Origin of the sequence: Methylocucumis oryzae (genome assembly GCF_000963695.1) — a bacterium.
Lineage (GTDB): Bacteria > Pseudomonadota > Gammaproteobacteria > Methylococcales > Methylomonadaceae > Methylovulum > Methylovulum oryzae.
The window spans coordinates 1-21,876 of sequence record NZ_LAJX01000119.1; the positions used below are offsets into that span (position 1 = coordinate 1).

Here is a 21,876-nt window from a genome sequence, read left to right on the forward strand (position 1 = left end):
CGCGAAAAGGCGCATCCCGCTCTAGTGCCCCTTGTGGGTATGAGCGTAATGCTAAGCATCTTTTTTTTAATAACTCTACACCATAGGAATTATCAATGGCACACAACCAATTACCATCAGATGTTTTCTTATAGACATAAATCGCATCTCTCTCCGTTGCAAACTCTGAATCAAGTTTATCGGGAGACTCAACAAAAGTATTTGATAAAACAAGCGCAATATCCCCGGCTTCGATAATAACCATATCCCCTTGCGATACATTAAGGCTGCCATTGAAGTAATCAGAAATTTTTTGATGAGCTGCCTTAATTTTGTCACGACCTTGAACCAGCATACCAGGTTTAACAACCAATACCGCTTCTTCAGTATAGCAAGAAGCCACGGTATCAAAATCACGCTCATTAATTGCTTTATCAGCTCTAGCTATTTCTTGTGTTAAAGCATGGTTTTCCATTATTTCCTCCTTTTATTAACCATCTGGTCGCCTAACGTAAAGTTGAGCGCCACATTAGAACTCGGCATCAAACATCTCGGACATGAGCGTTGCAACGGCAACCTCCGTTTGATTGCTTGATTGCCCCAACTTCTCAACGACACTTTGTCGGTCTTCGGGCGGGCGGTTTTGGCTGAGTTTGAACTTTGCCTGAATGGTTGTGATGTCAATTTCAAAGCCCACAATCATGTTGAGAAGTTTAGTTCGCCGTTCACCTGCAAGGTTGGCTTGCCACGGGTTTGGCATCTGGGATTCATAAACATGGGTAAGCCGTTCAACCAAGGCTTCAAGCTCGAACTCACTGTCGATGAGGCGGGGCTTGCCACGCAAGTGAACCACCGCGTAATTCCATGTTGGCACGCCAGGTGACGAATACCACGAAGGGGAAACATAAGCCTGAGGCCCTTGGAACACAACCAGCACCTCAGTGCTTGATGAAAAGTGCTGCCATTGCGGATTGGCGCGCGCCATGTGGCAGAGCAGCTTGCCTTTAGTACCTGCGGTGTGGTCAAAGATGAAAGGTAAGTGACTGACATACGGCTCACCATCAGGCGCGGTGACCAGCATTCCAAAGGAATTGCCATTGATGAGCGAGGAGATACGTTCCGAATTTGTTTCATTAAAATGTTCGGGAATATACATGTTGGTTCCTGAGTTCTAGCATTAAGCAAAGGGACGCACCTTTCACGGACGATTGGCGAAGCCACCGAAGCCGAAAAAACAACAAGCCTTCAAAATTGCCATGACAAGGCGTATCCCGATTGAGCGCATATTCGGCATTGTCGTCCTCACCCATTAACCTTTGCCTTTCAAGAGCAGCGCCCCGTACTCTTCTGGGCTAATTGTACCCAGTTCTTCTGCAATAAAATTCTCCCGCTCAGGCAGCACATCCTGTAGGGCATCAATACGTTTCCATTGAGGTATCAATGGTGACTCAAAGTCTGACTGGGGTGCATATTGGGAAAATTGCACACGTTGATATTGATGGATGTAACGTGGGCAATTGACGAATATTTCCTTGACTGTAACACGCACAATCAAGTCCGCACCTTTAAATTCTTGTATTAACGGATCGTTTTTGTTTATGCTGGCAGTGCCATGCACCCGCACCCGATGCGGCGTTTCAAAATCGATAAAGAGCATTCCAATCTTGTTGTTGCCGTTAATATTGCCCAGAGATAGGAACATGCCATTACCATCGTAGCTTGGAAAAGCCAGGGTCGTATTATCAACCGCTCTTATAAATCCAGGTATCCCACCCTTGTATGAGCATGTGGGGTAGCCGCGATGATCAATGGTGGTCAGAAAAAACATATCCCTACTTTCAATGAAAGCCTTATGTTCATCGGTAATCTCCGGCAATACGATGAATTCTTTTACTCTTTCGGCTAATTTCGTGGTATCAAATTCTTGTTGTAACAGCTTATGTTGTTCACCATATAGTTCGTTCATGTCATCTCCTTAAACTTATTAGGTTACGGGTTATTGGGTAGTAACTTGCCCATTGTTTAATTGATATGCTTATCTACCCAAAGCAAAGTCCACCAAGCTTTGAGCAGCTTGCCTTTGGAACCTGCGGCTTGTTCAAAAATGAAAGGCAAGCGGCTGTGACTATCGGTAAGGCTGGATTTAACGAACTGAACATTAAACAAGTTCATCACTCTTTTTTTGCCCATTTTCCGGTGCTCAAAACAAAATCCAACAATCCTTGAAAACTATTGGATGTTGCATCCGCTTGAGTACCCAATCGCTCTGTGGGCAGGTTGAAGCGATTAACCCAATAGGTGGGGTAGCCGAAGCTTTTTGCGCCGTAAGCATCCCAACCCCCAAAAGCAGCGAAAACAATCTCCTCTTTCTTCAAACCAAGGTGTTGTATTGCCAAGGCATAAGCTTCAGGCTGTGGCTTGTAGGTGCCGTTGATCTCGGTGCTTACCAGCTCATCGAAAAGTTCGGTAATACCGGCATGGTCGGCATTGGATTTAAGCATCATGCTACTGAGATTAGACAGGGCAATAAGTTTCACGCCGGACGCTTTCAATTTTTTCAGGCCTTCTACCGTATCGGGCCAAGGTTTCAGGGCAAGAAAAGCGTTAAGAAGTGCTTGTTTCTGTTCTTTACTGGCTTCCAGTTTCATGCTGGCGAGCGTGTAGAGCATGGCATCTTCCGTCACCTTGAAAAAATCTTCGTGAGCTCTCGTAATGGAGCGCAAAAAGCTGTATTCAAAAAATTTTGGTGCGCCATGCTTTCGTGACTTCCAAGCCTTTGCCCGGAAAAACTTTTTTCAACTTCGGGTACAACCGAGTTGGGATCAAAAATCACAAAATAGTCAAAAGCGACAGCTTTGTAGCGAGGTTCGGAGACTTGGGCATTGGCAACAGAAAGTATGACCATCGCTAAAATCAGGCCGCTAATTAATCGTATACATCGCATTCCAGTTACTCCTTTGTTTAAGCAGGTTGGTTAATGCCTCACGTCTTGAGTTGCACAGATTATGACGGAATGGCAAAGTGATAAACGTAAAACTGCTCATCCCGTTTCCAGCCAGTGGATTGATAAACTGCTTGCGCTATTTCGTTGCTGGTGGCAGTTGAAAGCGAGACGCGCACAGCCCCCACTGATTTAGCGAATTCAGTCGCAGCGGACATCAGCTTTTTGGCAACGCCTTTTCTGCGCATGTTTTCATGCACGAAAAAGATCGTTGAGTATGAACGTCCGGGCTAGTGATACCGATGAAAAGCTGGGGTACAGTTGGGTGAATCCAACAGGATGATTGCCTTCATGGGCGATGAACAACACCGATTCGCCGTGATTAAAGCGCTCAAGCAAAAAACGCCCGCGCGGCGGCAACATCGCTGGCACGGCCATAAAATTGGCGATAAGCGTCCAAAAGCGGCGCAAGCGCGTCGAGGTCAGTAAGAACAGCTTGGCGGACGGTGATATTGTCCATAGTTCTCCAAAAAAACCTAAGGTTAAAAAAATGTGCGGGTTGTGAATAAGCGAAATACTGGCTTATTCATCTGGGTTACCAACTTAAGACGGGACAGGTCATTCAGAACGAAGGACGCCGTAAATACGTCCCCGTAGACTTGGCGGCAGCATCCCTGCTGCCGACACCTTCGCTCTAAACGCCCTATCCCGTCTTAAGTGTATAGCCTTCATCTGTACTAATCGCGATGTTGGTCATGAACCGGTTAGCAACCTCGATCAAGTTAAAGTCCGGATCGCGGAAATAAACTGAAAGAATTATTCCTGTCGCGCCTGTACGTTGCACCGGCCCTTCAATGACCGCTATATGACATGAGGCGAGATGATTGACCACCTCAGGCAGCGGGACGGATGTGATAAAACACAAATCAGCCGAACCGGGCGTGGGATTGTGGGCTTTAGGCTCAAACTCTTTTTTGTGCTGATGTAAATTAATCTTCTGCTCACCAAATGCAAGTGCTTTTCGGCCACCACCGAAGGTAATGATGTCCATGCCCAAGGCGTTTGCATAGAAGGATGCGGTGACTTCGATGTTCTTAACGGTGAGAACCAAGTGGTCAAGGCTGTCAATTTTCATAGTCGGTCACTTCCGTGGGTAGATTAAACATGTGCATAGCTAATAAACCATTCGACTGTCGCCGACATGACGAAATAGGGGTCAGACCACGTTTTATGATAAGTTTGTAAAAATGTGGTCTGTCCCCCATTTCCTTGCTACATTTAAAATGGCTGAATTTCAGCCGTATTGCCGTTTAGCCATCCAGCAACACCGAACCATACGGATTGTCGATCACCATCAGCCACTGGCCATCCGGTTGGCGGCGGAAAACCGCCAACGACAAGCCGCTTTGTTCTATCGGACTGCCGCTCACAGGGTCTATTGCGGTCATCGTCCACGGGGCGATATGCAGCGCGATGTCGCCTGCTTCAATGACTTCATGTTGGGGCATGGCAAACTTTGGTTGCATGGCAATATAACCTTGGAACGCTGTGCACAAGCCAGTGCCTGAAACAGGCATACCCGGTTGCGCCACCAACGTGGCATGGGGTTCGTAAGCGGACAGCACGTCATCCAAGCGGCCTTCTGCCATTGCTAAAGCCATCGTGTTGACGGCGGTAATGATCTGTTCACAATTGTTCATCGTGGTTCTCTCAAGTTTAGGGCTTTGGGAATCGCAGCCTTGAACTTCATTAGACGGCTTGGATGACGGAGGTGTGACCGATAAATCCGATTTTTTTTAATGCCCAGGCCACAATTGGCTTAAACGCCAATGCGTGGCGCACCACGCGCATTTTTCCGGTGCTGTGGCGATAAAGGCATTGCAATGTTGGGTAAATCCCCGCCAAGGCCAGTCACAACCGCAGGAAAATAACCAGCCGCACAGCGGGGTAATGAAGATATAGGCGAAAACCGCCGCGAACAAAGCCACAGCCAAAGGCCGCCGTAACCGGCTCCAGATAATCATGACGTTCATTTGGACTAGGCCAACTTTAAATGATTGCTAGTATTAACGGCTAGGCTTCGCGTACCAACCTGATGTCAACTTCCCGGTCTATGTACTGCCACTCTTCAGAGGCGCGCAATTGCATAAGCATCTGGTTAAACGCCTCTTCATCGGTGGGGGCAAATTCAAACCACGTCAAAAAATCGAAAGGCTCGTTTTCGGAGATGTCGCGGCAATGGTGCAACCTTCTGGCAATCGCGGGTAAATAGTCCAGACCGATTTGGATGTGCTGGGATTGGCCTTCAAAAATATGGCGGCGTTCGTCTTGGGTCAGCGCCCACCATGCGGCATTCTTGCGGATAGGGATTAACGCGGCACAGGTCGCTTCAGGCCGACCTAGACCTTGTTGTTTTTCCACCAAGGTATTTTTTTCTGCTCGCTCAACATAGCGTTCGTTGCTGGTGATGCCGCGCAATAGCCAGCCGCTGTCGGGTTGGCTTGCGTTATCCTGTCCGGCAACAACATCCAGCCTAGCGACATCCAACAGCGGTTCACCTATCAACGTGTGGGTTTTGACAACCCGCCAAACGCCCGTATCGCCACCGACAAACTGAAAAAATCGTGTACTCATTGCTAATTTCCTGTGGTTAATCATCAAATTCTTGTTGCGCCGCATGACGAGGCTGAGATGGGATTATCCGTTAAAACCTCAGCATCGGCAGTGGCTTGAACGGATGTGTTTGCAAGCGCTGCTTGCTTAAAGCTAGCAGCCGCTTGTGAAAACCGGCGTTAGGGAAATGTGCCAAAATCTCGGCAACCGTGCTGGATGCCAAGCCAAATTTGAGCATCCCTTGGCTTACATCCGTCCAATCGGCTTTCCTGAACGGCTCCACTAGCCAATTTGGCTTGGCTTTATAGGGTCTAATTTTGTGGTGCAGGCCAATCATGGCTGCAATCTCGTCACACCAATCCTCCTGACCATATTTGACAAGATAGTCATGGGCCAATTGTTGGGAAGGCTCAAGATAATCACAAGTCTGGTTTGTCCAGATGCCCAAGTCGTGAAAAGCCACGGCGATAGCTAACTTGCTGAGGTTTTTGCGGGTTTTCTTCACAAAACGCCAAGGCAAAATTGAGGACGCGGTAACCATGGTTTTTGTAAGCGGTGAAGTCATCGCCTAAAACCAAACGCCAGCTTTCAAGGATGGCATCAAGGACAGGGTTTTGGTCGTGAATGTTCATAGTGTCTTAATAGGCATAATGTTCCCTCTGATTGATTCATGGTGTGGACGGGCATTTTTCGGCACACCGCTTATTCTGGCTGACGCACTATAATTTGATTGTGTCATGTAGGCCAGACAAAGGACACCCAATCCTTATCTATTCATGTTGCTTTAGCTACACCAGTAGCCTTATCCGCAATCCATCCATCACGCAACCAAGTTTGTAAAAAGCTTGCCAATTTCATCACCACATCGGCTTCTTCCAACCATTCTGACAACCCCGTACAAATTTCCGCAAAACATTGTCCCTGTACAAACGCATCCAGCGCATAAGCTTCTTGCTCTGATAAAGAACGGAACAACAGTTTCTGTTCATGCCGCCAAATGCTCCAAGCTTGCGCTTCGGGTTGGCGGGTAAATTCGGGTAACGCTTGTTTTTGGTTTGCCGCTTGCCAGATTTGCGGGGCGTTGCTGTGTAAATTGATGCGGCGTAAAGACGGATGGAAATGCAGGGTTAACGATGGCCAAGCGTTGGGGTCGATGGTGACCAGTTGGGCATGGCTTAGCAAGGTGCTTTCTGCCGCGTCAAAGGCTTCGCTTAACGCCCATTCAAAAACAGCCAGTTCGTTGAGTTCCGGTTGTTCGGTATAAGGCGGGGTTTCCGCGAGAAAACGCGGCAGATGGCGGCCAAACCAACGCACGGAAAATTGATCGGATGGCGATGCGTCGATGTAAGTCTGGCCTAAACCAGCAAATCCGTCATCACCCAGATATGTGTGTAAAGCCTGAAAATCCGCACTTAACGCTTCGATCAGCCGCAAGCGATAAGCGTCGGTATAAACTTTGAATCGCTGGTCGGCAGATACTTGCGGTGTGCCGATAATAAAATCCGGGGTAGCTTTTTGCAAATGCAATACGGCAGTTTGGAAGGCTTGCTGGGTGTCGGCAAGGCTTAACGTCATCGTCGTCATGCGGCTAACCTCAGGGTGTTTGCGATGCGTTTGGCAATGTCCAGCTCCGCCAATAAGTCCGTGAGCGGTGGCACATTGTCGTCGCGTTCGATCATCGTGGCGACGAAACCAAAGCGTTGCAAGGCGGCTTCGTACAGCGACCAAACCGGATCAATCACGGTGTCGCCGTGGCTGTCGATGATGAGATGGCCCAAATCCAAATGCCCCGCCAAGTGGATTTGCTGGATGCGTTGGGCGGGAAGCTGCCGTAAATACCGCAAAGGGTCAAAGCCGTGGTTATGGGCGCTCACATAAATGTTGTTGATGTCGAGCAAGATCAAACAATCGGCGCGTTCGGCAACGGCGCTAAGAAAATCCCATTCGCTCATTTCGGAATGGGCATAGCTGACATAACTGGAAACGTTTTCCAGTAACAATTGCCGTCCCAGATACTCTTGCACAGTGCTGACACGGTTTGCCACATGGTCAATGGCGGCTTCGGTATAAGGCAAGGGCAACAAATCGTGCAGGTTAACGCCGTTAACACCCGTCCAGCACAAATGGTCGGAAACCCAAGCGGGTTCTATGCGCTTCGCCAAGGCTTTCAGTTGCCGCAAGTAATCCCAGTTCAAGGGATCAGTGCTGCCGATGGATAGCGACACACCGTGCATGACCATTGGGTAATCGGCGCGGATGCTGTCCAAGTAAAACAAAGGCTTGCCACCGGCTACCAGATAGTTTTCGGTGATAAGCTCAAACCAATCCACGGCAGGTTTGTCAGCCAAGATGGTTTGATAGTGGTCGGTGCGTAAACCTAGACCGAAGCCGAGGTTGGGGAGTGGTTTCATGGTTGGCATAGCAGCTCTGTTAAATGGGTAAATTCATTGCCATAGGCTGCATGTTTCTGTAAATGAGGTGGAGAAGCCATTTCACTCAGCAGTGAAGTGGTTAACAGCTTTGCTATCGCCCATTGCGTCGCTTCATCATCTTTGAAAATGACACCAAAGCCGAACGGAAAAATCCCGTCATTTTCTGTGGCGGCATAAACAATTTCACAGCGAATCGGCAACCATTTTCCTTCAAGGCAAACACGGATCTCATCAAGCTCAGCGAGGCTATCGGGCATCAAGTTTTTGGCATAGGTTAAAAACGCACCCGTTAAGGTAATAATGTCTAACCTTCCTGTGTATTCGCATTGTGATGCTAATACGGTAAGTAAGGTTTTTTGCACGTTGGCTGTAAATTTGCGGAATATTCATAAAGCTTATCTGTTATCGTGGAGCTAAGGGGCTGCGCGAAGGTTTATTTGCACAGCAGCTATTGAGTATAAAGTGAGAGATAGTGTGCATATGCGCTTGTAACTTTGCCATCTTGGTTGAAATGGAACACCTCTGCGGATGAACCACGGACACCATTGTAGTAGAGGGTGATGCTGTTTACTCCGACAAGCGTAGTGACCAACTCGAAATGAAGATTCGGAGCCAATTGAAGGGCTTTAGCCCAATAAGAAGCCACGGATTCCTTGCCCTTTAGTGCTCCTGATGGTTCACCAGTCACCTTGATGATTACAGGTGACGACATTTCAAAGTCATCGGTGTAATGCGACAGTATGCGATCAAGGTCGTGAGCGTTCCATGACGCTATCCAGTCGGCTGAGAAATGTTCAGCGAACATCTTGTCGATCATGATTACCTCTAACGGTATTATGTCCGTTGTTAACTTTCGTGGATTCAGCCTATGTTAATTTGCCCATTAAGCTAGGCTGCAAATACTATCAAAATTGTTTTACTGAGGAGGTTGCCTTTTGTGTATGCCGGCTGATTAAAAATCTGTAAAACTCGTGAGCAATAAGCCAATAGGCTGATTATTTTTGCTATGTTACAAATTTTTAATGGTTTTTTAGACTTTCAAACTATACAGAAATCTGGCTCCCTGAGGAAGAAAAGGCGGCGTTCAAAGCAAATAACCGAACACCGCCCTCATTTATCTGCCGCTTTAAAAAGTTGGAAATTACTCAGCCTTACCGCCTTTATCCGCACATTCTTTTTTTAGAGGTCTGCACAAAACCTTTTGCCTTTGCAGGCGTTTTTTTTGCCCGCACACTCATTCGTGGCAGTTTTACAATCAGAATGCCCTTTGCAGGCGTTTTATACCGACGCAATGCACTTTCGCTTCTTCTGCACTGCTTTCCTCTGCCATAACAGGGCTGTTTACAAATAAAGCTGCAACCGCAGTTGCCAATAATAATCCAGAGGTATTTGCTGAAGTTTTCATGCGTTTTCCTATTTCATTTAAGTGAATGGAGTGTGTAAGTCCAGGCGATCAAGACCCAGCCAAAATACTTTTTGCTGGTTTATTATCAATACAAGAATTCACGAATTCATCACGAAAAAATCAAATGAATGTGACAAACCTTAGCCATTGGCCTACAACCCGCCAAGGTCATGGCGCAGCGTTTTTGAAACTTTACACCATATGCTAAGGAGACCTTGCAGGGTCAGCCCCAGACCAAACAGCTTGTTCAAAAACTTTATCCAACGGCGTTTGCGCAATATGGTTGGTGTAATTTGAGAGTATTTTTAAACCCACGCCGAGAATCACCTCCAAAACATTTTCCTGCGTATATCCCGCCGTATAAAAGCCTTGTAAATCAACCTCATCAAGCCAGCCTCGGCGTTCAGTCACTGTACCGGCAAATTGCCGTAAGGCTTCCAGTTTAGCATCGGCGAGCGGCGTGTTGTTGCGTAAGGCGGCAATGACTTCGTCGGGTACACCCGCAGATTTGGCAATCACTGTGTGTGCCGCCATGCAGTAACGGCAACCGTTCAGGCGGCTGGTGGTCAGCAATATAATTTGTCGTTCAGTTTCGCTTAACTGGGTTTTATCAAAGCAGGCCGCCAAGCTCCGGTAACCTTCCAGCAAAGCTGGCGACGTTGCCATTCCAGCCAGCAAGTTGGGGATAAAACCAAAGTTGTGTTGGACATTTGATAATAAAGGTTGGCTGGCTTCGGGGGCAGTAACCAATGTGTGCAGAATAAATGGGTTCATGTATGCCTCCGGTTACGCTAACAAACTAAACTGACTCACCATGGCGGCATCCCGCAATGGCACTAGAGCTTGGTAAGCCGCCGAACCGTACCAAGCACTGGCTTCGGCTTTACTGGGAAAGGCGATTAAGGCTTGCAAAGTGAAACCACTATCACCCTGCAAGTTTTCCGCTGGGCCTTTCGCCAACAGCTCACCGTTGTAAGGCGATAAAGTGGCGGGTACGGCGGTGGCATAGTGCTGGAGTTGCTCGGCATCGGTAGGGGTAAAACTGACAATAATATAAGCAGACATGGTTTTCTCATTGGGGTTACAAAGGGAAAACCATTGTAGGTTTGACTGATTTACAGCACAATTGCATATATTTTCAATCACTGTTAAGTTTTTATGAACAATATTCGCCATTTGAACAAACTGATGGTGTTTGCCGCCGTCGCTCAAAAAGGCTCGTTCACCCAAGCGGCGCAGCTGTTAGGCATCACCAAATCGGCTGCCAGCCAGCATATCCGGCAGTTGGAATCGGCCATGGGAATCCGAGTGCTTAACCGCAGCACCCGTGGCGTATCGCTGACCGCTTTGGGCGAAAAACTATTGTTACGCTGCCAGTTGTTGGAAGACCACGTCGAGCAAGTGTTTGCAGAAATCACCAATGCCAGCGGCGACCCGCAAGGCCGTTTTGCCGTGACCTTTCCGCATAGTTTAGAAATGGGTGTAGTGCTCCCGGCATTGGAACAGCTTTGTAACGAGTATCCCAGACTAGAGCCTGTACTGATTGCTAGTGACAACACCTTGGATTTAATCGCTAACCAATTGGATGTGGCTTTGCATGTGGGGGCATTGCCCGATAGCGGCTATCGAGCAATACCCGTCGGCACGATGACCGAAATATTTTTGCGCCACGCCGTTATACTTAAACCGGCACACCACACCGCAAATACTGGAAGATTTACCACACCACCGATGGATTGCCACGTCTTGGCAAGCAACTAAAGTGCCCCTACGCGTTGCCGGTAATGCCCAAACGACTTACCTAAACTTAACTCCGTTTGCCCGCGTCAGCAGCTTACCTAGTGCAGTGGCTTTAGCGTTGCGGCATTTAGGTATTGTTTTATTACCTGATGTGATTGCCAAGCCATTACTGAAGACAGGGGAAATGGTACATCTATTAGAAGGCACCACCGGACCGCACTGGCCGATTTTTTCGGTACACGCTTATGGCGGTGAAAAGCCAGTCCACATCAACCGCTTTAATCAATTAGTTTGTCGCTATTTTGCTTCGCTCTAATTTTGTTTATCAACCCTAGTAAGTAACTTGATACGCGCGATGTCCAACAATGAATACATCCAAATCTGGCGGGCATTACCTCTTTTCGAGGCGTAAAAAAGCTATACACTTAAAGATGGGACAGGGCGTTTAGAGCGATAGAAAACCGCTCCTCGGCAACTGCTCCTACGTTGCACTACGCCATCCCTGACGTTATGCACTCCCAGTCCCCTGTCCCGCCATACGTTGGGGTTACCTACTTAAGACGGCAGGTCATTCAGAACGCAGGACGCCGTAAATACGTCCCTGTAGGCTTGGCGGCAGCATCCCTGCTGCCGACACCTGCGCTCTAAACGCCCTGTCCCATCTTAAGTGCGTAGCCTACGTTGGTAACCGTTTTTTTTCTATCTCTTAAACTTTCCCCTGTTTTTTTGCATTCGTTGCCATGCGTTCAACCGGCAAACGTTGTATAGTTACACGCTTCGCAGCATAAAGCTTCACGCTGACGACAAAGCAAACCAGCAACCCAGCGGTTTAGCCAAAAAAACTATAAAAAACAATAACTATTATAAAATCGAGGAGGAATATGCATGATTCAAGTAGCTGATGAGGAGTATCTTAAAACGGATCGTTCTAAGCTTTTTAATGAACTCACCGAGCAATTAAGACCTTACAATTGCTTTGAAAAACAACCGATGTTTTATATGCGCCATTTAGCCGGTTATATCGCTGTACACGTTGCGATGTTGGCATTAATTGCAGTGACGTCTAATCTCTTTTTGAGTCTGGTGTTTTTATCGATTGACGCCGTTTTTATTTTACGCATTGGTTTTGTCGGCCATGATTTAGCGCACGGTTCCGTCAAAAGCTCACGTTGGTATAGAGATTATTTAGGCGAGTTTGTTTGGTGCTTTTTTTTAGGCTTAAGTAAAGAATTTTGGGATGCTAAGCACAGCTTACATCATAAATTTACGAATATTGCCTCGGAGTCTAACGGCGACCCCGATATTGAAACACCGCCGTTTTGTGCTAGGAAGCTTACAAGCCCAACCTAAATCCTTATTGGCCTTAGCGATTGTCAAATATCAGCATATTTTGTATTGGCTTTATCTCTCGCTGTTAATCGTTGGCTTAACCATAGAAAGCTTTCACTTCGTCGTCACCGGCAAGTTTAAAGAGCGCGCGTTTTCAGTCAGAAGCCCAAAATCTTGGGTGTTTATCTTAATTTTAGCGGGTTATTTTCTTAATAATTTCCCACTATTTATGGCTAAGCTTTGTGGATGGCGATTATTTTATTAGTTTATAAATATTTGCTGGCAGGTTTTGTCATTGGCTTTGTCTTTGCGTTAAATCATGTTGGCCTTCCCGTCATTTCGGGTGACTTTCCCGTTGATCGCTTAACGCTGCAAACCTATACCACGCGCAATGTGAATGGCGCTTTTGGCCGTTGGTTTTGGGGGGTGCTAGCTTACCAAACCGAGCATCATTTATGGCCGGGTATCTCCTGGCATAAACTGCCAATAGCCGCCAAAATTACCCGCGACTTCTGCCAACAACATGGGATTATTTACAACGAAGCCACACCTAGAGAGTGCTTTATCGATTCCGTTGCAAGCTTAAAACGTTTTAGGCTCCAGCGCCAGTGTTCAAGTCGATAAATAGCAAATAGACCGCTAATGACTCGGATAACATCCTCACTCAGATGTTATCCGTTAACCATCAAACTATTACACAACCTTTTAACTCAGCCTGCGTCCCTATCTGATTAAGCTGTTCTACTAAGTCTTCGCGGCTGTAAGTCTCAAAAGGCAAGGCCAGCAACATATCAACTCGCTCGGCTAAGGCGTCGTAAGTAGCCTGAAAAGCCTCAGTAATCACTGTCTCTGTGCCGGTTACTTTAGCAGGGTCTGGTAAACCCCAGTGTGCTTTAACACTGTCGTTTAAAAAAACAGGACAAGTCTCACCTGCCGCGTTATCACACACGGTAATCACCCAATCAATAGCTTTATCAGAAAAATCATCCCAAGATTGACTAAGAAAACCGCTAGTCGTCAAGCCATTACGCGCCAAAGTCGCTAAGGCATTAGGATTGACTGTGCCTGTAGGATGGCTACCGGCCGAATACGCTGTTAAACGACCCGCCGCTTTAGCATTTAATAATGCTTCGGCCAAAATACTGCGACAAGAATTGCCTGTGCATAATATCAAAACGTTGTACATAGTGAATTTTTAAAATGTTAGAGGAGTTTTAATAATGACATGCCGTTATTAACAATTTGTTACCACGAATCTAACGCCTAGCCTTAAAAAACTGTTTCAACAGCTCAGAACACGGCTCTGCGAGCACGCCTTTTTGCCATTCGATTTTATGATTTAAAAAATCCGCTTCACATAAGCTTAACGCATGACACACCGCGCCGCGTTTAGGATCATCAGCACCAAACACTAAACGCTTAATGCGTGCCTGTGATAAAGCGCCTATGCACATAACACAGGGCTCTAACGTGACATACAATGTAGTATCAAGTAGCCGATAATTACCCAGTGCTAAACCGGCTGCGCGTATGGCAATGATTTCAGCATGAGCAGTTGGGTCATGATCTTGAATCACTCGATTCCAACCTTCCGCTAAACAGTCATTGTTTTTAACTAACACCGCACCGACGGGCACTTCACCTTGCTGTTCGGCACGTTGCGCTAAGCGTAACGCATAGCGCATCCAAGCAACGTCTTGTTCCGTTATTCCCATTCAATCGTAGCCGGTGGTTTGCCGGAAATGTCGTAAACAAACGCGCGAAATACCGTTGACTTCGTTGATAATTCGTCTTGATACTAATTCTAAAAAAGTCATACGGCAAATGCGCCCAGCGGGCTGTCATAAAATCAATCGTTTCAACCGCACGTAAGGCCACAACATAGTCATAACGCCGACCATCGCCCATGACGCCAACAGAGCGCACCGGTAAAAAGACAGCAAACGCTTGGCTAACCTGTTCGTATAATCGGTGGTTATAAAGTTCTTCTATGAAAATCGCATCCGCTTGGCGCAATAAATCAGCATAGGATTTTTTTACTTCACCTAAGATACGAACGCCCAAACCTGGGCCTGGGAAAGGATGGCGGTAAATCATTTCAGACGCCAGCCCTAACTCTAAGCCTAGCTTACGCACTTCATCTTTAAATAATTCACGCAACGGCTCTAACAATTTTAAATGCATCTTTTCAGGTAGACCGCCAACATTGTGATGGGATTTGATTAAATGCGCTTTGCCGCTTTTAGCACCGGCCGATTCAATCACATCAGGATAAATCGTGCCTTGTGCCAACCATTTAGCATTATGTAATTGCTCGGCTTGTTCAGAAAAAATATCGACGAATAAAACGCCCGATAATTTTGCGTTTTTGCTCAGGGTCAGTAATACCGGCCAGTTGCTCTAAATAACGCTGCTCAGCATTAACACGAATCACATTCACGCCTAAATGCTCAGCGAAAATGGCCATGACTTGATCGCCTTCATGCAGTCTTAACAAGCCGGTATCGACAAATACGCAGGTAAGCTGCGTACCAATGGCTTTATGTAACAACGCCGCAACTACTGAAGAATCAACCCCGCCCGATAAACCTAAAATCACTTGCTCACTACCGACTTGCTCAGTAATTGAACGAATACTATCGGCGATGATATTGTCTGAAGTCCACAATGTCGCACAGTCACAAATATCAACAACAAAACGGCTAAGAATGCGTAAGCCCTGCTTGGTATGGGTTACTTCTGGATGAAATTGCAGCGCATAAAAGCCTTTTTCTTCATCAGCAATGCCCGCAATAGGCGCACCTTCTGAACTCGCGATAAGCTTAAAGCCTTCAGGCATCGTCACCACTCTATCACCATGACTCATCCACACATCTAATAAGCCATACCCTTCTGGTGACAAATGGTCCTCTATGCCTTGTAATAACGGGGAATGCCCACGTGCGCGAATTTGCGCATAACCAAATTCACGGTGGTCAGAGCTTTCAACTTTGCCGCCGAGTTGCTCTGCCATGGTCTGCATACCGTAGCAAATGCCTAATACGGGTACGCCTAGAGTAAACACAGATGCAGGCGCTCTAGGCGTATCATGAGCAGTCACCGTATTAGGGCCGCCCGATAAAATAATACCTTTAGGCGCAAACGCGCTAATCTCATCGTCACTCGCTTCACACGAGTAGATTTCGCAATAAACGCCGATTTCACGAATACGTCTAGCGATTAACTGAGTATATTGTGAGCCAAAATCTAAAATGAGAATTTTATCGTGATGGATATTAGTCGAATGTTTCACAGGGACTTAAGAAAAAGAATAAAGAAAGCTATTGTAACAAACTTAGCTAAACAACCCGACCTTATGCTATAACTAAAAAACCTAACACGACCACTTCGAGTTTTATATGCCAAAACCAGTCACGCCATTATTAGCCGCCGATTGTATTATTGAATTAATTGATTTGCCGGAACGCCCATTTGTCTTGATTGAGCGTAAATATCCACCGCTAGGCTGGGCCATCCCAGGTGGATTTGTTGATGTAGGCGAAACGCTTGAACACGCAGCCATACGCGAAGCTAAAGAAGAAACTTGCTTAGACGTTAGTTTAATAACGCTATTAGGGCTTTATTCCAACCCAGCCCGCGACCCTAGAAATCATACCGTCACCGCCGTTTATGTTGCTGAAGCGCATGGTCAACCTAAGGCCGCAGATGATGCAAAAAATGTAGCGTTATTTACATTTAAAACCTTACCTGAGTTACTCGCATTTGACCATGCTTTAGTAATAGCGGATTATCAAGCTTATCGGAATAGCGGCCAAGTCGCACCTTTACGTTAATCAGGTGTTTACTGGCAACCATACGCTTGATACATACGCCACGCGGCAAACCCGGATAATAACAAAAAAATTACCGCACTCAGCTTATGCAACAACACTAACGGTAGTTTTTGCAATAAAGTACGTCCAGTTATAACACCTACGGCTGTTGTTGTGGCTAACGCAGCGGTTGCACCTAACCAAACGGCAACCGCTGATGTACCACTGCTTAATGCCACTACGGCTAGCTGTGTTTTATCACCAAATTCAGCCATCGTAATTAATAAAAACGCTGTCGCAAACACACTGACGCCACTTTTTTTCTACAACCTCTTCGTCATCATCGTCCTCTTCGGTAAACCACGCTTGCACGCCAAACACGGCAAACAACAGCGAAACAACGAAGGCCACGACATAGTCAGGTAACCATGAAGCAATAACACTACCAAAAATTACCGCTAACGCATTCAGTAATGCATAAGCGGCTAGCGCCCCCCAAAACACAGGCATCCCTTTATGCCTAGCCGCTAAACTCATACACACTAATTGGCTTTTGTCGCCCATTTCAGCCGCAACAATTAACGCGTAACTGGTAAACGTCGCCAATGAAAAAGCCGGTGCCGTTAAAGTGCTAACCGTTTGTTGCCATAACTCAACAAGATGCCAATTGGCAAAAAGCTCCATACTTAATCCTAGCCTAGCAAATTATCTAAAATCATCATGACAATAAAGCCAAGCATTAACGTAAATGTCGCAAAGCGCGACCGGCCATTACTATGCGTTTCTGGGATAATTTCTTCACTAATCACGAATAACATCGCACCGGCGGCAAAGCCCATTGCGAGAGGCAATAACGGCTGGAAAATCGTTACCATAGTAATGCCCAATAAACCACCGACAGGCTCAACCAATCCCGTTACCAAAGCAATACCCACAGCGCGCCATTTATCATAGCCTAACGCGACTAACGGCAACGCAACCGCTAAACCTTCAGGAATATTTTGTAAAGCAATCGCAATCGCCAACACCACGCCATTATTAATATTACCCGCGCCGAAACTCACCCCAACCGACATGCCTTCAGGAAAGTTATGAATTGTAATAGCGATAATAAACAACCAGATTTTTTTCATTGAGGTAAGGTGTTTATCGCTAATGCTATCAAAATGTACATGAGGCATTTTACTGTCGGCGAAATGCAAAAATAGCGCGCCAATAATCATACCCAATGACACCGCGTATATGCCCTTACCCGGCCATAACGCATTCGCACTGTCTATACCTGGCACCAATAAAGAAAACGCGGTTGCCGCTAACATCACGCCAGCCGCAGCGCCTAATAAGCTATTAAATAAGTTATTGGATATATTTCTAAAAAATAACGCCGGCAAAGCCCCCGCACCCGTCGCTAAGCCCGCTAAAATACTGGCAAAAAGCCGATAACGACAATTTTGCCAAAAATCAGATATAAAAGACCAAAAAATAAAGCCGTTACTGCTAGTAATACGCCCGTAAGCACTGACCAGCGCTTAACCGGTGGCATATTCAACCACACTTGATACTGTGGATGATTAACCACTCGCTCACATCCCCCATTAATAAAGGCTTCCAAGTTATTCATTATATTTGTTGTTATAGTCATAGTCTTACCTGTAAATTAAGCGTGTTTTTAGCCAATTATTATTATACTAAATCCAGGTTTTACTTATGGGAATTGTTAAAATTCAAACATCAAAATTGCGAGCTGTGTACTTAGAATATTACCGCACATGCCAACTTTGAATCTTTTCGCAGGTATTATCGACCAAAATTTAGGGTATAAACACAGCTGGCACTTAATAACTACTATTAACAATGACTTGCTGATTTTAAAGCACTTGCCATACTCAAAATAGCTGATAGGTTGTTTCATGAGCGTATACGCTCTGTTAAAAAACAATGACAAGGTTATGAGGAGAAGATGATGTTTAGAATGCTGCTTGAAATCGCGTTAGTGCTAGGGGTCTTATCAGGTTTGTTTTATATGATGCGTACATTACAAAAAGAGCAAAATGAAGATAGGCAGGCTTTAAATAAAACAACATCGGATGTTGAATAGTCATAATAGATACAAAAAACCGGTCATTTACAAGAAGAATGACCGGTTTTTTTATGGGTCAAGAAGCGGTTAATTATGCAATCTATTGATTATTAACCCACAAGCTTAGCTCGTTTACGTTGGGTTAAGCCTAATCCGGCAAGACCCGTTGCGAATAACCAAGCGGCTGCAGGGACAGGAACAGCATTTACGTTAGCAGCATCATAAGTAATATTATCTAAGACATATACACCTCCTTTTCCAATCACTCTAACTTCATCTACTAATCCAGCGTAACCACTCGCTAAGAAAGTAGGTACTGATGTTTGTATAAGACTAATTGATGTGGCAACTAGGCTGCCTAAATAATACATTTCAAACGACACAGGACCCTTGCTTGAATTGCCCGAAACATAAGCACCGATAAAGACACTTTTGCTCAAAAAATAAAACGGTACGGCGGAATCCCAGCCGCCATTGTATTTAGCGTAATTGCTATAAATTCTACTAAAAGGGCTTTGTGGGTTGTATGGATCTTGAGCATTGCTATAAGTTTGCCAGTTATCATCCCAGTTAATGCTTGATAAGGTGAAGGTACTAAGCCATCCGCTAAATCATCGAATGTTACTACCGTTGCTGCATTCGTTACAGACGCCATAACTAATAAAGTAAGTAGACAAATTAGTGCTAAGATTCTGTTGTACATGATAAGCTCCACTGTGTTAACAAGATTGCGCTTCGATTTTAGATACGAAGCAGCTAATAAAGTAAAAAGAGCACCAAAACAACGCTGTGATATTTTACCCATCTACTTTTACAATTATTTACATTGATTTTAACGTTGAATTTCTTTAGTCGGCTTATCTTATAAGTAAGATAAATAACATCTTAAGTCAATGGATTTTTTAAGGTAATAATACCCAATGTTTGTTAACAATTTATTTATATTTAACTGCTAACCTTTGCGCCGAAGTCAAGCTGAATGCACGCTTAATAGAGTGAAATTAAACTTTATTGCGTAGCCGCCTTGACGGGTAGTCATTTTTAATAGAGCAGGTGTTTTATGTGTAGTAATAAAACTAAAAATGCGAAGCGGCTCACAATAGCCTCTTGTTTTGTATTATCCTTATCGGTCATACCGAGTTTAGCTAGCGAAGCTATCACGTCTATCATCGCTGAAAACGACACAATAGCCGATGCTGTACTTGGGCAACCTGATTTGGCCCAGCAAACCCGTACTAGCGGGCGTGGTTTAAGTGGCCCCGCTATTTATATTGCGGTTGATAAATCAGCGACCCCAAACCGTGTGTATGTTGCTGATAGTGCTAACCATCGAATTTTAGGCTGGAAAAATTTGAAGGTATTTAAAAATCATGCACCTGCCGATATTGTGATAGGGCAGCCTGATTTTATTGCTAATAGTTGTAATCAAGGCGGTAATCCATCGGCAGCCAGTCTTTGTTACCCAAACGGTATAGCCGTTGATTTAAAAGGCAATTTGTATGTAGCTGATTCAAGTAATAATCGAGTGTTGTTTTATCATTCGCCATTTAAGCAAGATAAAGTCGCTGATGAGGTTTTTGGTCAGTTCGGCAGCTTTACTACCAACGATACCGACCCCGATGGTGCTTCTGAAAATACTTTGGCTCGTCCCACAGGTGTGCGTTTAGACAATGTCGGAAATGTTTATATTTCAGATAGTTATAATAATCGTGTTTTAGCATTTTATAACCCGTTTGTAGTCAGTGATATTAACGGAACAGGCGATACAACAGCTGATAAGGTTTTTGGTCAATTCGATTCATTTATAAGCAAAGACGTGAATAACGGCGGCATTAGCGCTGAATCATTATTTCGCCCAGACAATATAGACGTTGATGCCGAGGGCAATCTTTATATCGCTGATACTGGCAATAATAGGGTGTTGAAGTTTAACAATCCGCTATTGACCGACACTAAAGCAGATAAAGTCTATGGCCAAAACGGCTTGTTCACGACGGGTGTGTGTAATATTGGCGATGTTATTACAGCAGATTCGTTATGTGGTCCTGGAGCTATTGCAACTGATGGCAATAATTCCGTTTATATTGCTGATAAATTTAATAACAGAATTGCCATTTATGCGAAAAACTCAACGTCTGCTAGCAAAGTGTTAGGACAAAATGATTTAACCACTAATGTTTGTGCGGGTAATCCGGCTATATTTAGCCTGAGTAAAGTTGATTTTCGACCTGTTGATGGTTATGGCTTATGTAATCCGGTAGATATTGCTTTAGATAGTACTGTTACCCCTAATAGCCCAAATGTTTATGTTGCTGATGGGGCAAATAGTCGTATTTTGCAATACCAACCTAGCCCAGTTTCCGATAAGAATCCAACACTAGTAATTAAATCTGCTCAATCAGCCACTAATGTGTTAGGTCAATATGCGTTAACCACTAACCATTATGACGATTTCAATAGCCGAACCTTTAGTTTTGCCAGTAAACAGAGTGAAGGCGTAATAGCGATAGATAAAAGTGTCACACCTAATCGCGTTTATGTGGCTGATACGCTTAATCACCGGGTTTTAGCATTTAAAAGCCTTGCTGCCTTTCATACAAAATCGCCTGCGGCTTTCGTCATTGGGCAAGCTAAAGCGTATACCAATGAACCCAATGCAGGCGGCGAGATTAGTGCGAGTGGTTTAGCTCTACCGTCAGGTGTCGCCGTTGACAGTATCGGTAATCTTTATATTTCAGACACCGACAATAACCGCGTATTAATCTATAACACGCCATTTAGCTCAGATACCGTTGCCGATAAAGTATTGGGGCAATTGGGTAATTTTTCCTATCATGATTGTAATAGGGGCGATAACCTAGGCTCAGACAGCTTATGTTTCCCAACTGGTTTGAGGTTAGATGGTAAAGATAATTTATACGTCGCCGACCAAGGCAATAACCGGGTTTTAAAATATTTACGACCTGCTATTTCTGATGACAAAGCTGACCAGGTATACGGTCAAAACGGTAGCTTTACCAGCAACGCTTGCAATATGACAGTTAATCCTAATACACCTCTACCTGCCAGTGCCAATTCGTTATGCTATCCGAATGACGTAGCCCTAGATGAGGCGTCTAATTTATATGTTGCTGATTCGTCTAATAACCGAGTATTACTCTTTACCCCTACTGATACCACAGCGGATAACGTTTTAGGTCAGCCTGATATGGTGACAAATGTCTGTAATTACTTAGGTGTATCAGCTTACAGCTTATGCCGTCCTAGAGCAGTGATTAGCAATAGCCGGGGCGATGTCTTTGTTGCTGATAACGAAAATAACCGAGTATTGAAATATACAACGCCGTTGACTACTGATGCGCGTGCCGACCGCGTTTTTTGGACAAAACAATCAATTTAATCAAGCATCATGCAAAACAATCAGCCCATCTACCTTATGTGGTCCAGAAGGTGTAGCGATGGATGCCGCTGATAATTTATATGTGGTCGATGCTTATCGCGACCGTGTAGTGCAATTTTTTAAAACCCTAATACAGCGCTAAACG

35 protein-coding genes and 2 pseudogenes are annotated in these 21,876 nt (G+C 45.2%); 10 read left to right on the forward strand and 27 right to left on the reverse strand.

The features are described 5' to 3' along the window. The 7 genes from VZ94_RS12095 to VZ94_RS28950 all read right to left on the reverse strand — a co-directional run. On the reverse strand, positions 1–454 hold a 454-nt coding region (locus tag VZ94_RS12095), incomplete at its 3' end, for a YybH family protein (RefSeq protein WP_109867684.1). Between the two features lie 54 nt (positions 455–508). Next, positions 509–1,135 (reverse strand): FMN-binding negative transcriptional regulator, encoded by a 627-nt coding sequence (locus VZ94_RS12100; protein ID WP_045779423.1) that lies wholly within the window; start codon positions 1,133–1,135, stop codon positions 509–511. Positions 1,136–1,288: 153 nt separating this feature from the next. After that, complete coding sequence (locus VZ94_RS12105; RefSeq protein ID WP_045779424.1) at positions 1,289–1,945, reverse strand: pyridoxamine 5'-phosphate oxidase family protein; 657 nt, start codon at positions 1,943–1,945, stop codon at positions 1,289–1,291. 56 nt (positions 1,946–2,001) lie between these two features. After that, the gene (locus tag VZ94_RS25955) at positions 2,002–2,169 is read right to left on the reverse strand and encodes a hypothetical protein (RefSeq protein ID WP_157844908.1); all 168 of its coding nucleotides are present in this window, start codon (positions 2,167–2,169) and stop codon (positions 2,002–2,004) included. Continuing rightward, on the reverse strand, positions 2,151–2,702 hold the full coding sequence (locus tag VZ94_RS12110) for a haloacid dehalogenase type II (protein WP_204369128.1): 552 nt from the start codon (positions 2,700–2,702) through the stop codon (positions 2,151–2,153). The genes VZ94_RS25955 and VZ94_RS12110 overlap by 19 nt, the downstream gene beginning before the upstream one ends. Beyond that, positions 2,660–2,884 (reverse strand): hypothetical protein, encoded by a 225-nt coding sequence (locus VZ94_RS27025; protein WP_204369129.1) that lies wholly within the window; start codon positions 2,882–2,884, stop codon positions 2,660–2,662. The genes VZ94_RS12110 and VZ94_RS27025 overlap by 43 nt, the downstream gene beginning before the upstream one ends. A gap of 98 nt (positions 2,885–2,982) precedes the next feature. Then, positions 2,983–3,168, reverse strand: a complete 186-nt coding sequence (locus VZ94_RS28950; protein ID WP_239649888.1) for a GNAT family N-acetyltransferase — start codon at positions 3,166–3,168, stop codon at positions 2,983–2,985. A gap of 103 nt (positions 3,169–3,271) precedes the next feature. On the opposite strand from VZ94_RS28950, the gene VZ94_RS28955 reads away from it, so the two are divergent. Continuing rightward, positions 3,272–3,409 (forward strand): hypothetical protein, encoded by a 138-nt coding sequence (locus VZ94_RS28955; RefSeq protein WP_239649889.1) that lies wholly within the window; start codon positions 3,272–3,274, stop codon positions 3,407–3,409. 214 nt (positions 3,410–3,623) lie between these two features. Here VZ94_RS28955 and VZ94_RS12120 read toward each other — a convergent pair whose 3' ends face one another. The 12 genes from VZ94_RS12120 to VZ94_RS12170 form a co-directional block, all read right to left on the reverse strand. Beyond that, a complete protein-coding gene (locus tag VZ94_RS12120; RefSeq protein ID WP_045779425.1) occupies positions 3,624–4,055 on the reverse strand; it encodes a VOC family protein in 432 nt (143 codons plus the stop codon). Positions 4,056–4,230: 175 nt separating this feature from the next. Further along, positions 4,231–4,620, reverse strand: a complete 390-nt coding sequence (locus tag VZ94_RS12125; RefSeq protein ID WP_045779426.1) for a YybH family protein — start codon at positions 4,618–4,620, stop codon at positions 4,231–4,233. Positions 4,621–4,716: 96 nt separating this feature from the next. Then, complete coding sequence (locus VZ94_RS12130; protein WP_045779427.1) at positions 4,717–4,953, reverse strand: hypothetical protein; 237 nt, start codon at positions 4,951–4,953, stop codon at positions 4,717–4,719. A 40-nt stretch (positions 4,954–4,993) separates the two neighbouring features. Then, positions 4,994–5,554, reverse strand: a complete 561-nt coding sequence (locus tag VZ94_RS12135; RefSeq protein WP_045779428.1) for a chlorite dismutase family protein — start codon at positions 5,552–5,554, stop codon at positions 4,994–4,996. 70 nt (positions 5,555–5,624) lie between these two features. Beyond that, a complete protein-coding gene (locus tag VZ94_RS12140; RefSeq protein WP_204369130.1) occupies positions 5,625–6,098 on the reverse strand; it encodes a hypothetical protein in 474 nt (157 codons plus the stop codon). A 209-nt stretch (positions 6,099–6,307) separates the two neighbouring features. Continuing rightward, positions 6,308–7,117 (reverse strand): HvfC/BufC N-terminal domain-containing protein, encoded by an 810-nt coding sequence (locus tag VZ94_RS12145; protein WP_052700485.1) that lies wholly within the window; start codon positions 7,115–7,117, stop codon positions 6,308–6,310. Next, positions 7,114–7,944: an MNIO family bufferin maturase gene (gene bufB / locus VZ94_RS12150; protein WP_045779429.1), complete on the reverse strand. Its 831-nt coding sequence runs from the start codon at positions 7,942–7,944 to the stop codon at positions 7,114–7,116. Before bufB ends, VZ94_RS12145 begins: the two co-directional genes overlap by 4 nt. Continuing rightward, a complete protein-coding gene (locus VZ94_RS12155; protein WP_045779430.1) occupies positions 7,941–8,327 on the reverse strand; it encodes a hypothetical protein in 387 nt (128 codons plus the stop codon). Before VZ94_RS12155 ends, bufB begins: the two co-directional genes overlap by 4 nt. 86 nt (positions 8,328–8,413) lie before the next feature. After that, a complete protein-coding gene (locus VZ94_RS12160; protein WP_045779431.1) occupies positions 8,414–8,782 on the reverse strand; it encodes a nuclear transport factor 2 family protein in 369 nt (122 codons plus the stop codon). Between the two features lie 438 nt (positions 8,783–9,220). Next, on the reverse strand, positions 9,221–9,370 hold the full coding sequence (locus VZ94_RS27030) for a hypothetical protein (RefSeq protein ID WP_204369131.1): 150 nt from the start codon (positions 9,368–9,370) through the stop codon (positions 9,221–9,223). A 204-nt stretch (positions 9,371–9,574) separates the two neighbouring features. Beyond that, positions 9,575–10,144, reverse strand: a complete 570-nt coding sequence (locus VZ94_RS12165) for a carboxymuconolactone decarboxylase family protein (RefSeq protein ID WP_045779432.1) — start codon at positions 10,142–10,144, stop codon at positions 9,575–9,577. Positions 10,145–10,156: 12 nt separating this feature from the next. Next, positions 10,157–10,435 (reverse strand): DUF1330 domain-containing protein, encoded by a 279-nt coding sequence (locus tag VZ94_RS12170; protein WP_045779433.1) that lies wholly within the window; start codon positions 10,433–10,435, stop codon positions 10,157–10,159. A 93-nt stretch (positions 10,436–10,528) separates the two neighbouring features. On the opposite strand from VZ94_RS12170, the gene VZ94_RS30740 reads away from it, so the two are divergent. From VZ94_RS30740 to VZ94_RS12190, 5 genes are all read left to right on the forward strand, one after another. Continuing rightward, entirely contained in the window at positions 10,529–11,131 is a 603-nt protein-coding gene (locus tag VZ94_RS30740) for a LysR family transcriptional regulator (RefSeq protein ID WP_204369132.1), read from the forward strand. Next, positions 11,079–11,426, forward strand: a complete 348-nt coding sequence (locus VZ94_RS30745) for a LysR substrate-binding domain-containing protein (protein WP_275575224.1) — start codon at positions 11,079–11,081, stop codon at positions 11,424–11,426. Before VZ94_RS30740 ends, VZ94_RS30745 begins: the two co-directional genes overlap by 53 nt. A 569-nt stretch (positions 11,427–11,995) precedes the next feature. Then, complete coding sequence (locus VZ94_RS12180; RefSeq protein WP_045779434.1) at positions 11,996–12,460, forward strand: fatty acid desaturase; 465 nt, start codon at positions 11,996–11,998, stop codon at positions 12,458–12,460. Continuing rightward, positions 12,432–12,704 carry a hypothetical protein gene (locus VZ94_RS12185; RefSeq protein WP_045779435.1) on the forward strand — a complete coding sequence of 91 codons (273 nt, stop codon included), beginning with the start codon at positions 12,432–12,434 and terminating at the stop codon, positions 12,702–12,704. The genes VZ94_RS12180 and VZ94_RS12185 overlap by 29 nt, the downstream gene beginning before the upstream one ends. Next, entirely contained in the window at positions 12,686–13,063 is a 378-nt protein-coding gene (locus VZ94_RS12190; RefSeq protein ID WP_045779436.1) for a fatty acid desaturase, read from the forward strand. The genes VZ94_RS12185 and VZ94_RS12190 overlap by 19 nt, the downstream gene beginning before the upstream one ends. Before the next feature lie 61 nt (positions 13,064–13,124). On the opposite strand, the gene VZ94_RS12195 is transcribed toward VZ94_RS12190, so the two are convergent. The 3 genes and pseudogenes from VZ94_RS12195 to guaA all read right to left on the reverse strand — a co-directional run bounded on the left by VZ94_RS12195 (position 13,125) and on the right by guaA (position 15,731). Next, complete coding sequence (locus VZ94_RS12195) at positions 13,125–13,625, reverse strand: arsenate reductase ArsC (protein WP_045779437.1); 501 nt, start codon at positions 13,623–13,625, stop codon at positions 13,125–13,127. A 70-nt stretch (positions 13,626–13,695) separates the two neighbouring features. After that, entirely contained in the window at positions 13,696–14,154 is a 459-nt protein-coding gene (gene tadA, locus VZ94_RS12200; RefSeq protein WP_045779438.1) for a tRNA adenosine(34) deaminase TadA, read from the reverse strand. After that, positions 14,145–15,731, reverse strand: a pseudogene (gene guaA / locus VZ94_RS32110) (glutamine-hydrolyzing GMP synthase). Before guaA ends, tadA begins: the two are co-directional and overlap by 10 nt. Positions 15,732–15,837: 106 nt before the next feature. Here guaA and VZ94_RS12210 point away from each other — a divergent pair. Further along, positions 15,838–16,272 carry an NUDIX domain-containing protein gene (locus tag VZ94_RS12210; protein ID WP_045779439.1) on the forward strand — a complete coding sequence of 145 codons (435 nt, stop codon included), beginning with the start codon at positions 15,838–15,840 and terminating at the stop codon, positions 16,270–16,272. A gap of 8 nt (positions 16,273–16,280) precedes the next feature. On the opposite strand, the gene VZ94_RS32115 is transcribed toward VZ94_RS12210, so the two are convergent. The 3 genes and pseudogenes from VZ94_RS32115 to VZ94_RS12220 form a co-directional block, all read right to left on the reverse strand. Next, positions 16,281–16,526, reverse strand: a complete 246-nt coding sequence (locus VZ94_RS32115; RefSeq protein ID WP_338040388.1) for a TMEM165/GDT1 family protein — start codon at positions 16,524–16,526, stop codon at positions 16,281–16,283. After that, positions 16,519–16,935 (reverse strand): TMEM165/GDT1 family protein, encoded by a 417-nt coding sequence (locus VZ94_RS32120; RefSeq protein ID WP_338040389.1) that lies wholly within the window; start codon positions 16,933–16,935, stop codon positions 16,519–16,521. The genes VZ94_RS32115 and VZ94_RS32120 overlap by 8 nt, the downstream gene beginning before the upstream one ends. Positions 16,936–16,943: 8 nt before the next feature. Then, positions 16,944–17,872, reverse strand: a pseudogene (locus VZ94_RS12220) (ZIP family metal transporter). 342 nt (positions 17,873–18,214) lie between these two features. Here VZ94_RS12220 and VZ94_RS30750 point away from each other — a divergent pair. Beyond that, positions 18,215–18,349 carry a hypothetical protein gene (locus VZ94_RS30750; RefSeq protein WP_275575223.1) on the forward strand — a complete coding sequence of 45 codons (135 nt, stop codon included), beginning with the start codon at positions 18,215–18,217 and terminating at the stop codon, positions 18,347–18,349. Between the two features lie 92 nt (positions 18,350–18,441). On the opposite strand, the gene VZ94_RS12225 is transcribed toward VZ94_RS30750, so the two are convergent. Then, positions 18,442–18,771 carry a VPLPA-CTERM sorting domain-containing protein gene (locus tag VZ94_RS12225; RefSeq protein ID WP_045779440.1) on the reverse strand — a complete coding sequence of 110 codons (330 nt, stop codon included), beginning with the start codon at positions 18,769–18,771 and terminating at the stop codon, positions 18,442–18,444. Further along, on the reverse strand, positions 18,768–19,136 hold the full coding sequence (locus VZ94_RS12230; protein WP_131655548.1) for a hypothetical protein: 369 nt from the start codon (positions 19,134–19,136) through the stop codon (positions 18,768–18,770). The genes VZ94_RS12225 and VZ94_RS12230 overlap by 4 nt, the downstream gene beginning before the upstream one ends. A 255-nt stretch (positions 19,137–19,391) precedes the next feature. Between VZ94_RS12230 and VZ94_RS12235 the strand changes: the two genes are divergently transcribed. Then, positions 19,392–21,731, forward strand: coding sequence for an NHL repeat-containing protein (locus VZ94_RS12235; RefSeq protein WP_045779442.1), 2,340 nt, complete (start codon positions 19,392–19,394; stop codon positions 21,729–21,731). Beyond that, positions 21,688–21,873: a hypothetical protein gene (locus VZ94_RS32760; RefSeq protein ID WP_045779443.1), complete on the forward strand. Its 186-nt coding sequence runs from the start codon at positions 21,688–21,690 to the stop codon at positions 21,871–21,873. Before VZ94_RS12235 ends, VZ94_RS32760 begins: the two co-directional genes overlap by 44 nt. Positions 21,874–21,876 lie beyond the last annotated feature (3 nt).

What these genes read in the sequence shown, in the direction of transcription:
- VZ94_RS12210 (WP_045779439.1), top strand. Translation starts at nt 15,838, where the DNA reads ATGCCAAAACCAGTCACGCCATTATTAGCCGCCGATTGTATTATTGAA.
- VZ94_RS27030 (WP_204369131.1), bottom strand. Translation starts at nt 9,370, where the DNA reads ATGAAAACTTCAGCAAATACCTCTGGATTATTATTGGCAACTGCGGTT.
- tadA (WP_045779438.1), bottom strand. Translation starts at nt 14,154, where the DNA reads ATGGGAATAACGGAACAAGACGTTGCTTGGATGCGCTATGCGTTACGC.
- VZ94_RS12190 (WP_045779436.1), top strand. Translation starts at nt 12,686, where the DNA reads ATGGCGATTATTTTATTAGTTTATAAATATTTGCTGGCAGGTTTTGTC.
- VZ94_RS12105 (WP_045779424.1), bottom strand. Translation starts at nt 1,945, where the DNA reads ATGAACGAACTATATGGTGAACAACATAAGCTGTTACAACAAGAATTT.
- bufB (WP_045779429.1), bottom strand. Translation starts at nt 7,944, where the DNA reads ATGAAACCACTCCCCAACCTCGGCTTCGGTCTAGGTTTACGCACCGAC.
- VZ94_RS32115 (WP_338040388.1), bottom strand. Translation starts at nt 16,526, where the DNA reads ATGGCTGAATTTGGTGATAAAACACAGCTAGCCGTAGTGGCATTAAGC.
- VZ94_RS12165 (WP_045779432.1), bottom strand. Translation starts at nt 10,144, where the DNA reads ATGAACCCATTTATTCTGCACACATTGGTTACTGCCCCCGAAGCCAGC.
- VZ94_RS28955 (WP_239649889.1), top strand. Translation starts at nt 3,272, where the DNA reads ATGGGCGATGAACAACACCGATTCGCCGTGATTAAAGCGCTCAAGCAA.
- VZ94_RS12125 (WP_045779426.1), bottom strand. Translation starts at nt 4,620, where the DNA reads ATGAACAATTGTGAACAGATCATTACCGCCGTCAACACGATGGCTTTA.
- VZ94_RS12195 (WP_045779437.1), bottom strand. Translation starts at nt 13,625, where the DNA reads ATGTACAACGTTTTGATATTATGCACAGGCAATTCTTGTCGCAGTATT.
- VZ94_RS12230 (WP_131655548.1), bottom strand. Translation starts at nt 19,136, where the DNA reads ATGGGTAAAATATCACAGCGTTGTTTTGGTGCTCTTTTTACTTTATTA.
- VZ94_RS32760 (WP_045779443.1), top strand. Translation starts at nt 21,688, where the DNA reads ATGCGCGTGCCGACCGCGTTTTTTGGACAAAACAATCAATTTAATCAA.
- VZ94_RS12130 (WP_045779427.1), bottom strand. Translation starts at nt 4,953, where the DNA reads ATGAACGTCATGATTATCTGGAGCCGGTTACGGCGGCCTTTGGCTGTG.
- VZ94_RS12135 (WP_045779428.1), bottom strand. Translation starts at nt 5,554, where the DNA reads ATGAGTACACGATTTTTTCAGTTTGTCGGTGGCGATACGGGCGTTTGG.
- VZ94_RS32120 (WP_338040389.1), bottom strand. Translation starts at nt 16,935, where the DNA reads ATGGAGCTTTTTGCCAATTGGCATCTTGTTGAGTTATGGCAACAAACG.
- VZ94_RS12120 (WP_045779425.1), bottom strand. Translation starts at nt 4,055, where the DNA reads ATGAAAATTGACAGCCTTGACCACTTGGTTCTCACCGTTAAGAACATC.
- VZ94_RS30750 (WP_275575223.1), top strand. Translation starts at nt 18,215, where the DNA reads ATGTTTAGAATGCTGCTTGAAATCGCGTTAGTGCTAGGGGTCTTATCA.
- VZ94_RS12170 (WP_045779433.1), bottom strand. Translation starts at nt 10,435, where the DNA reads ATGTCTGCTTATATTATTGTCAGTTTTACCCCTACCGATGCCGAGCAA.
- VZ94_RS12160 (WP_045779431.1), bottom strand. Translation starts at nt 8,782, where the DNA reads ATGATCGACAAGATGTTCGCTGAACATTTCTCAGCCGACTGGATAGCG.
- VZ94_RS12140 (WP_204369130.1), bottom strand. Translation starts at nt 6,098, where the DNA reads ATGACTTCACCGCTTACAAAAACCATGGTTACCGCGTCCTCAATTTTG.
- VZ94_RS28950 (WP_239649888.1), bottom strand. Translation starts at nt 3,168, where the DNA reads ATGCGCAGAAAAGGCGTTGCCAAAAAGCTGATGTCCGCTGCGACTGAA.
- VZ94_RS12235 (WP_045779442.1), top strand. Translation starts at nt 19,392, where the DNA reads ATGTGTAGTAATAAAACTAAAAATGCGAAGCGGCTCACAATAGCCTCT.
- VZ94_RS27025 (WP_204369129.1), bottom strand. Translation starts at nt 2,884, where the DNA reads ATGGTCATACTTTCTGTTGCCAATGCCCAAGTCTCCGAACCTCGCTAC.
- VZ94_RS25955 (WP_157844908.1), bottom strand. Translation starts at nt 2,169, where the DNA reads ATGGGCAAAAAAAGAGTGATGAACTTGTTTAATGTTCAGTTCGTTAAA.
- VZ94_RS12180 (WP_045779434.1), top strand. Translation starts at nt 11,996, where the DNA reads ATGATTCAAGTAGCTGATGAGGAGTATCTTAAAACGGATCGTTCTAAG.
- VZ94_RS30740 (WP_204369132.1), top strand. Translation starts at nt 10,529, where the DNA reads ATGAACAATATTCGCCATTTGAACAAACTGATGGTGTTTGCCGCCGTC.
- VZ94_RS12100 (WP_045779423.1), bottom strand. Translation starts at nt 1,135, where the DNA reads ATGTATATTCCCGAACATTTTAATGAAACAAATTCGGAACGTATCTCC.
- VZ94_RS12145 (WP_052700485.1), bottom strand. Translation starts at nt 7,117, where the DNA reads ATGACGACGATGACGTTAAGCCTTGCCGACACCCAGCAAGCCTTCCAA.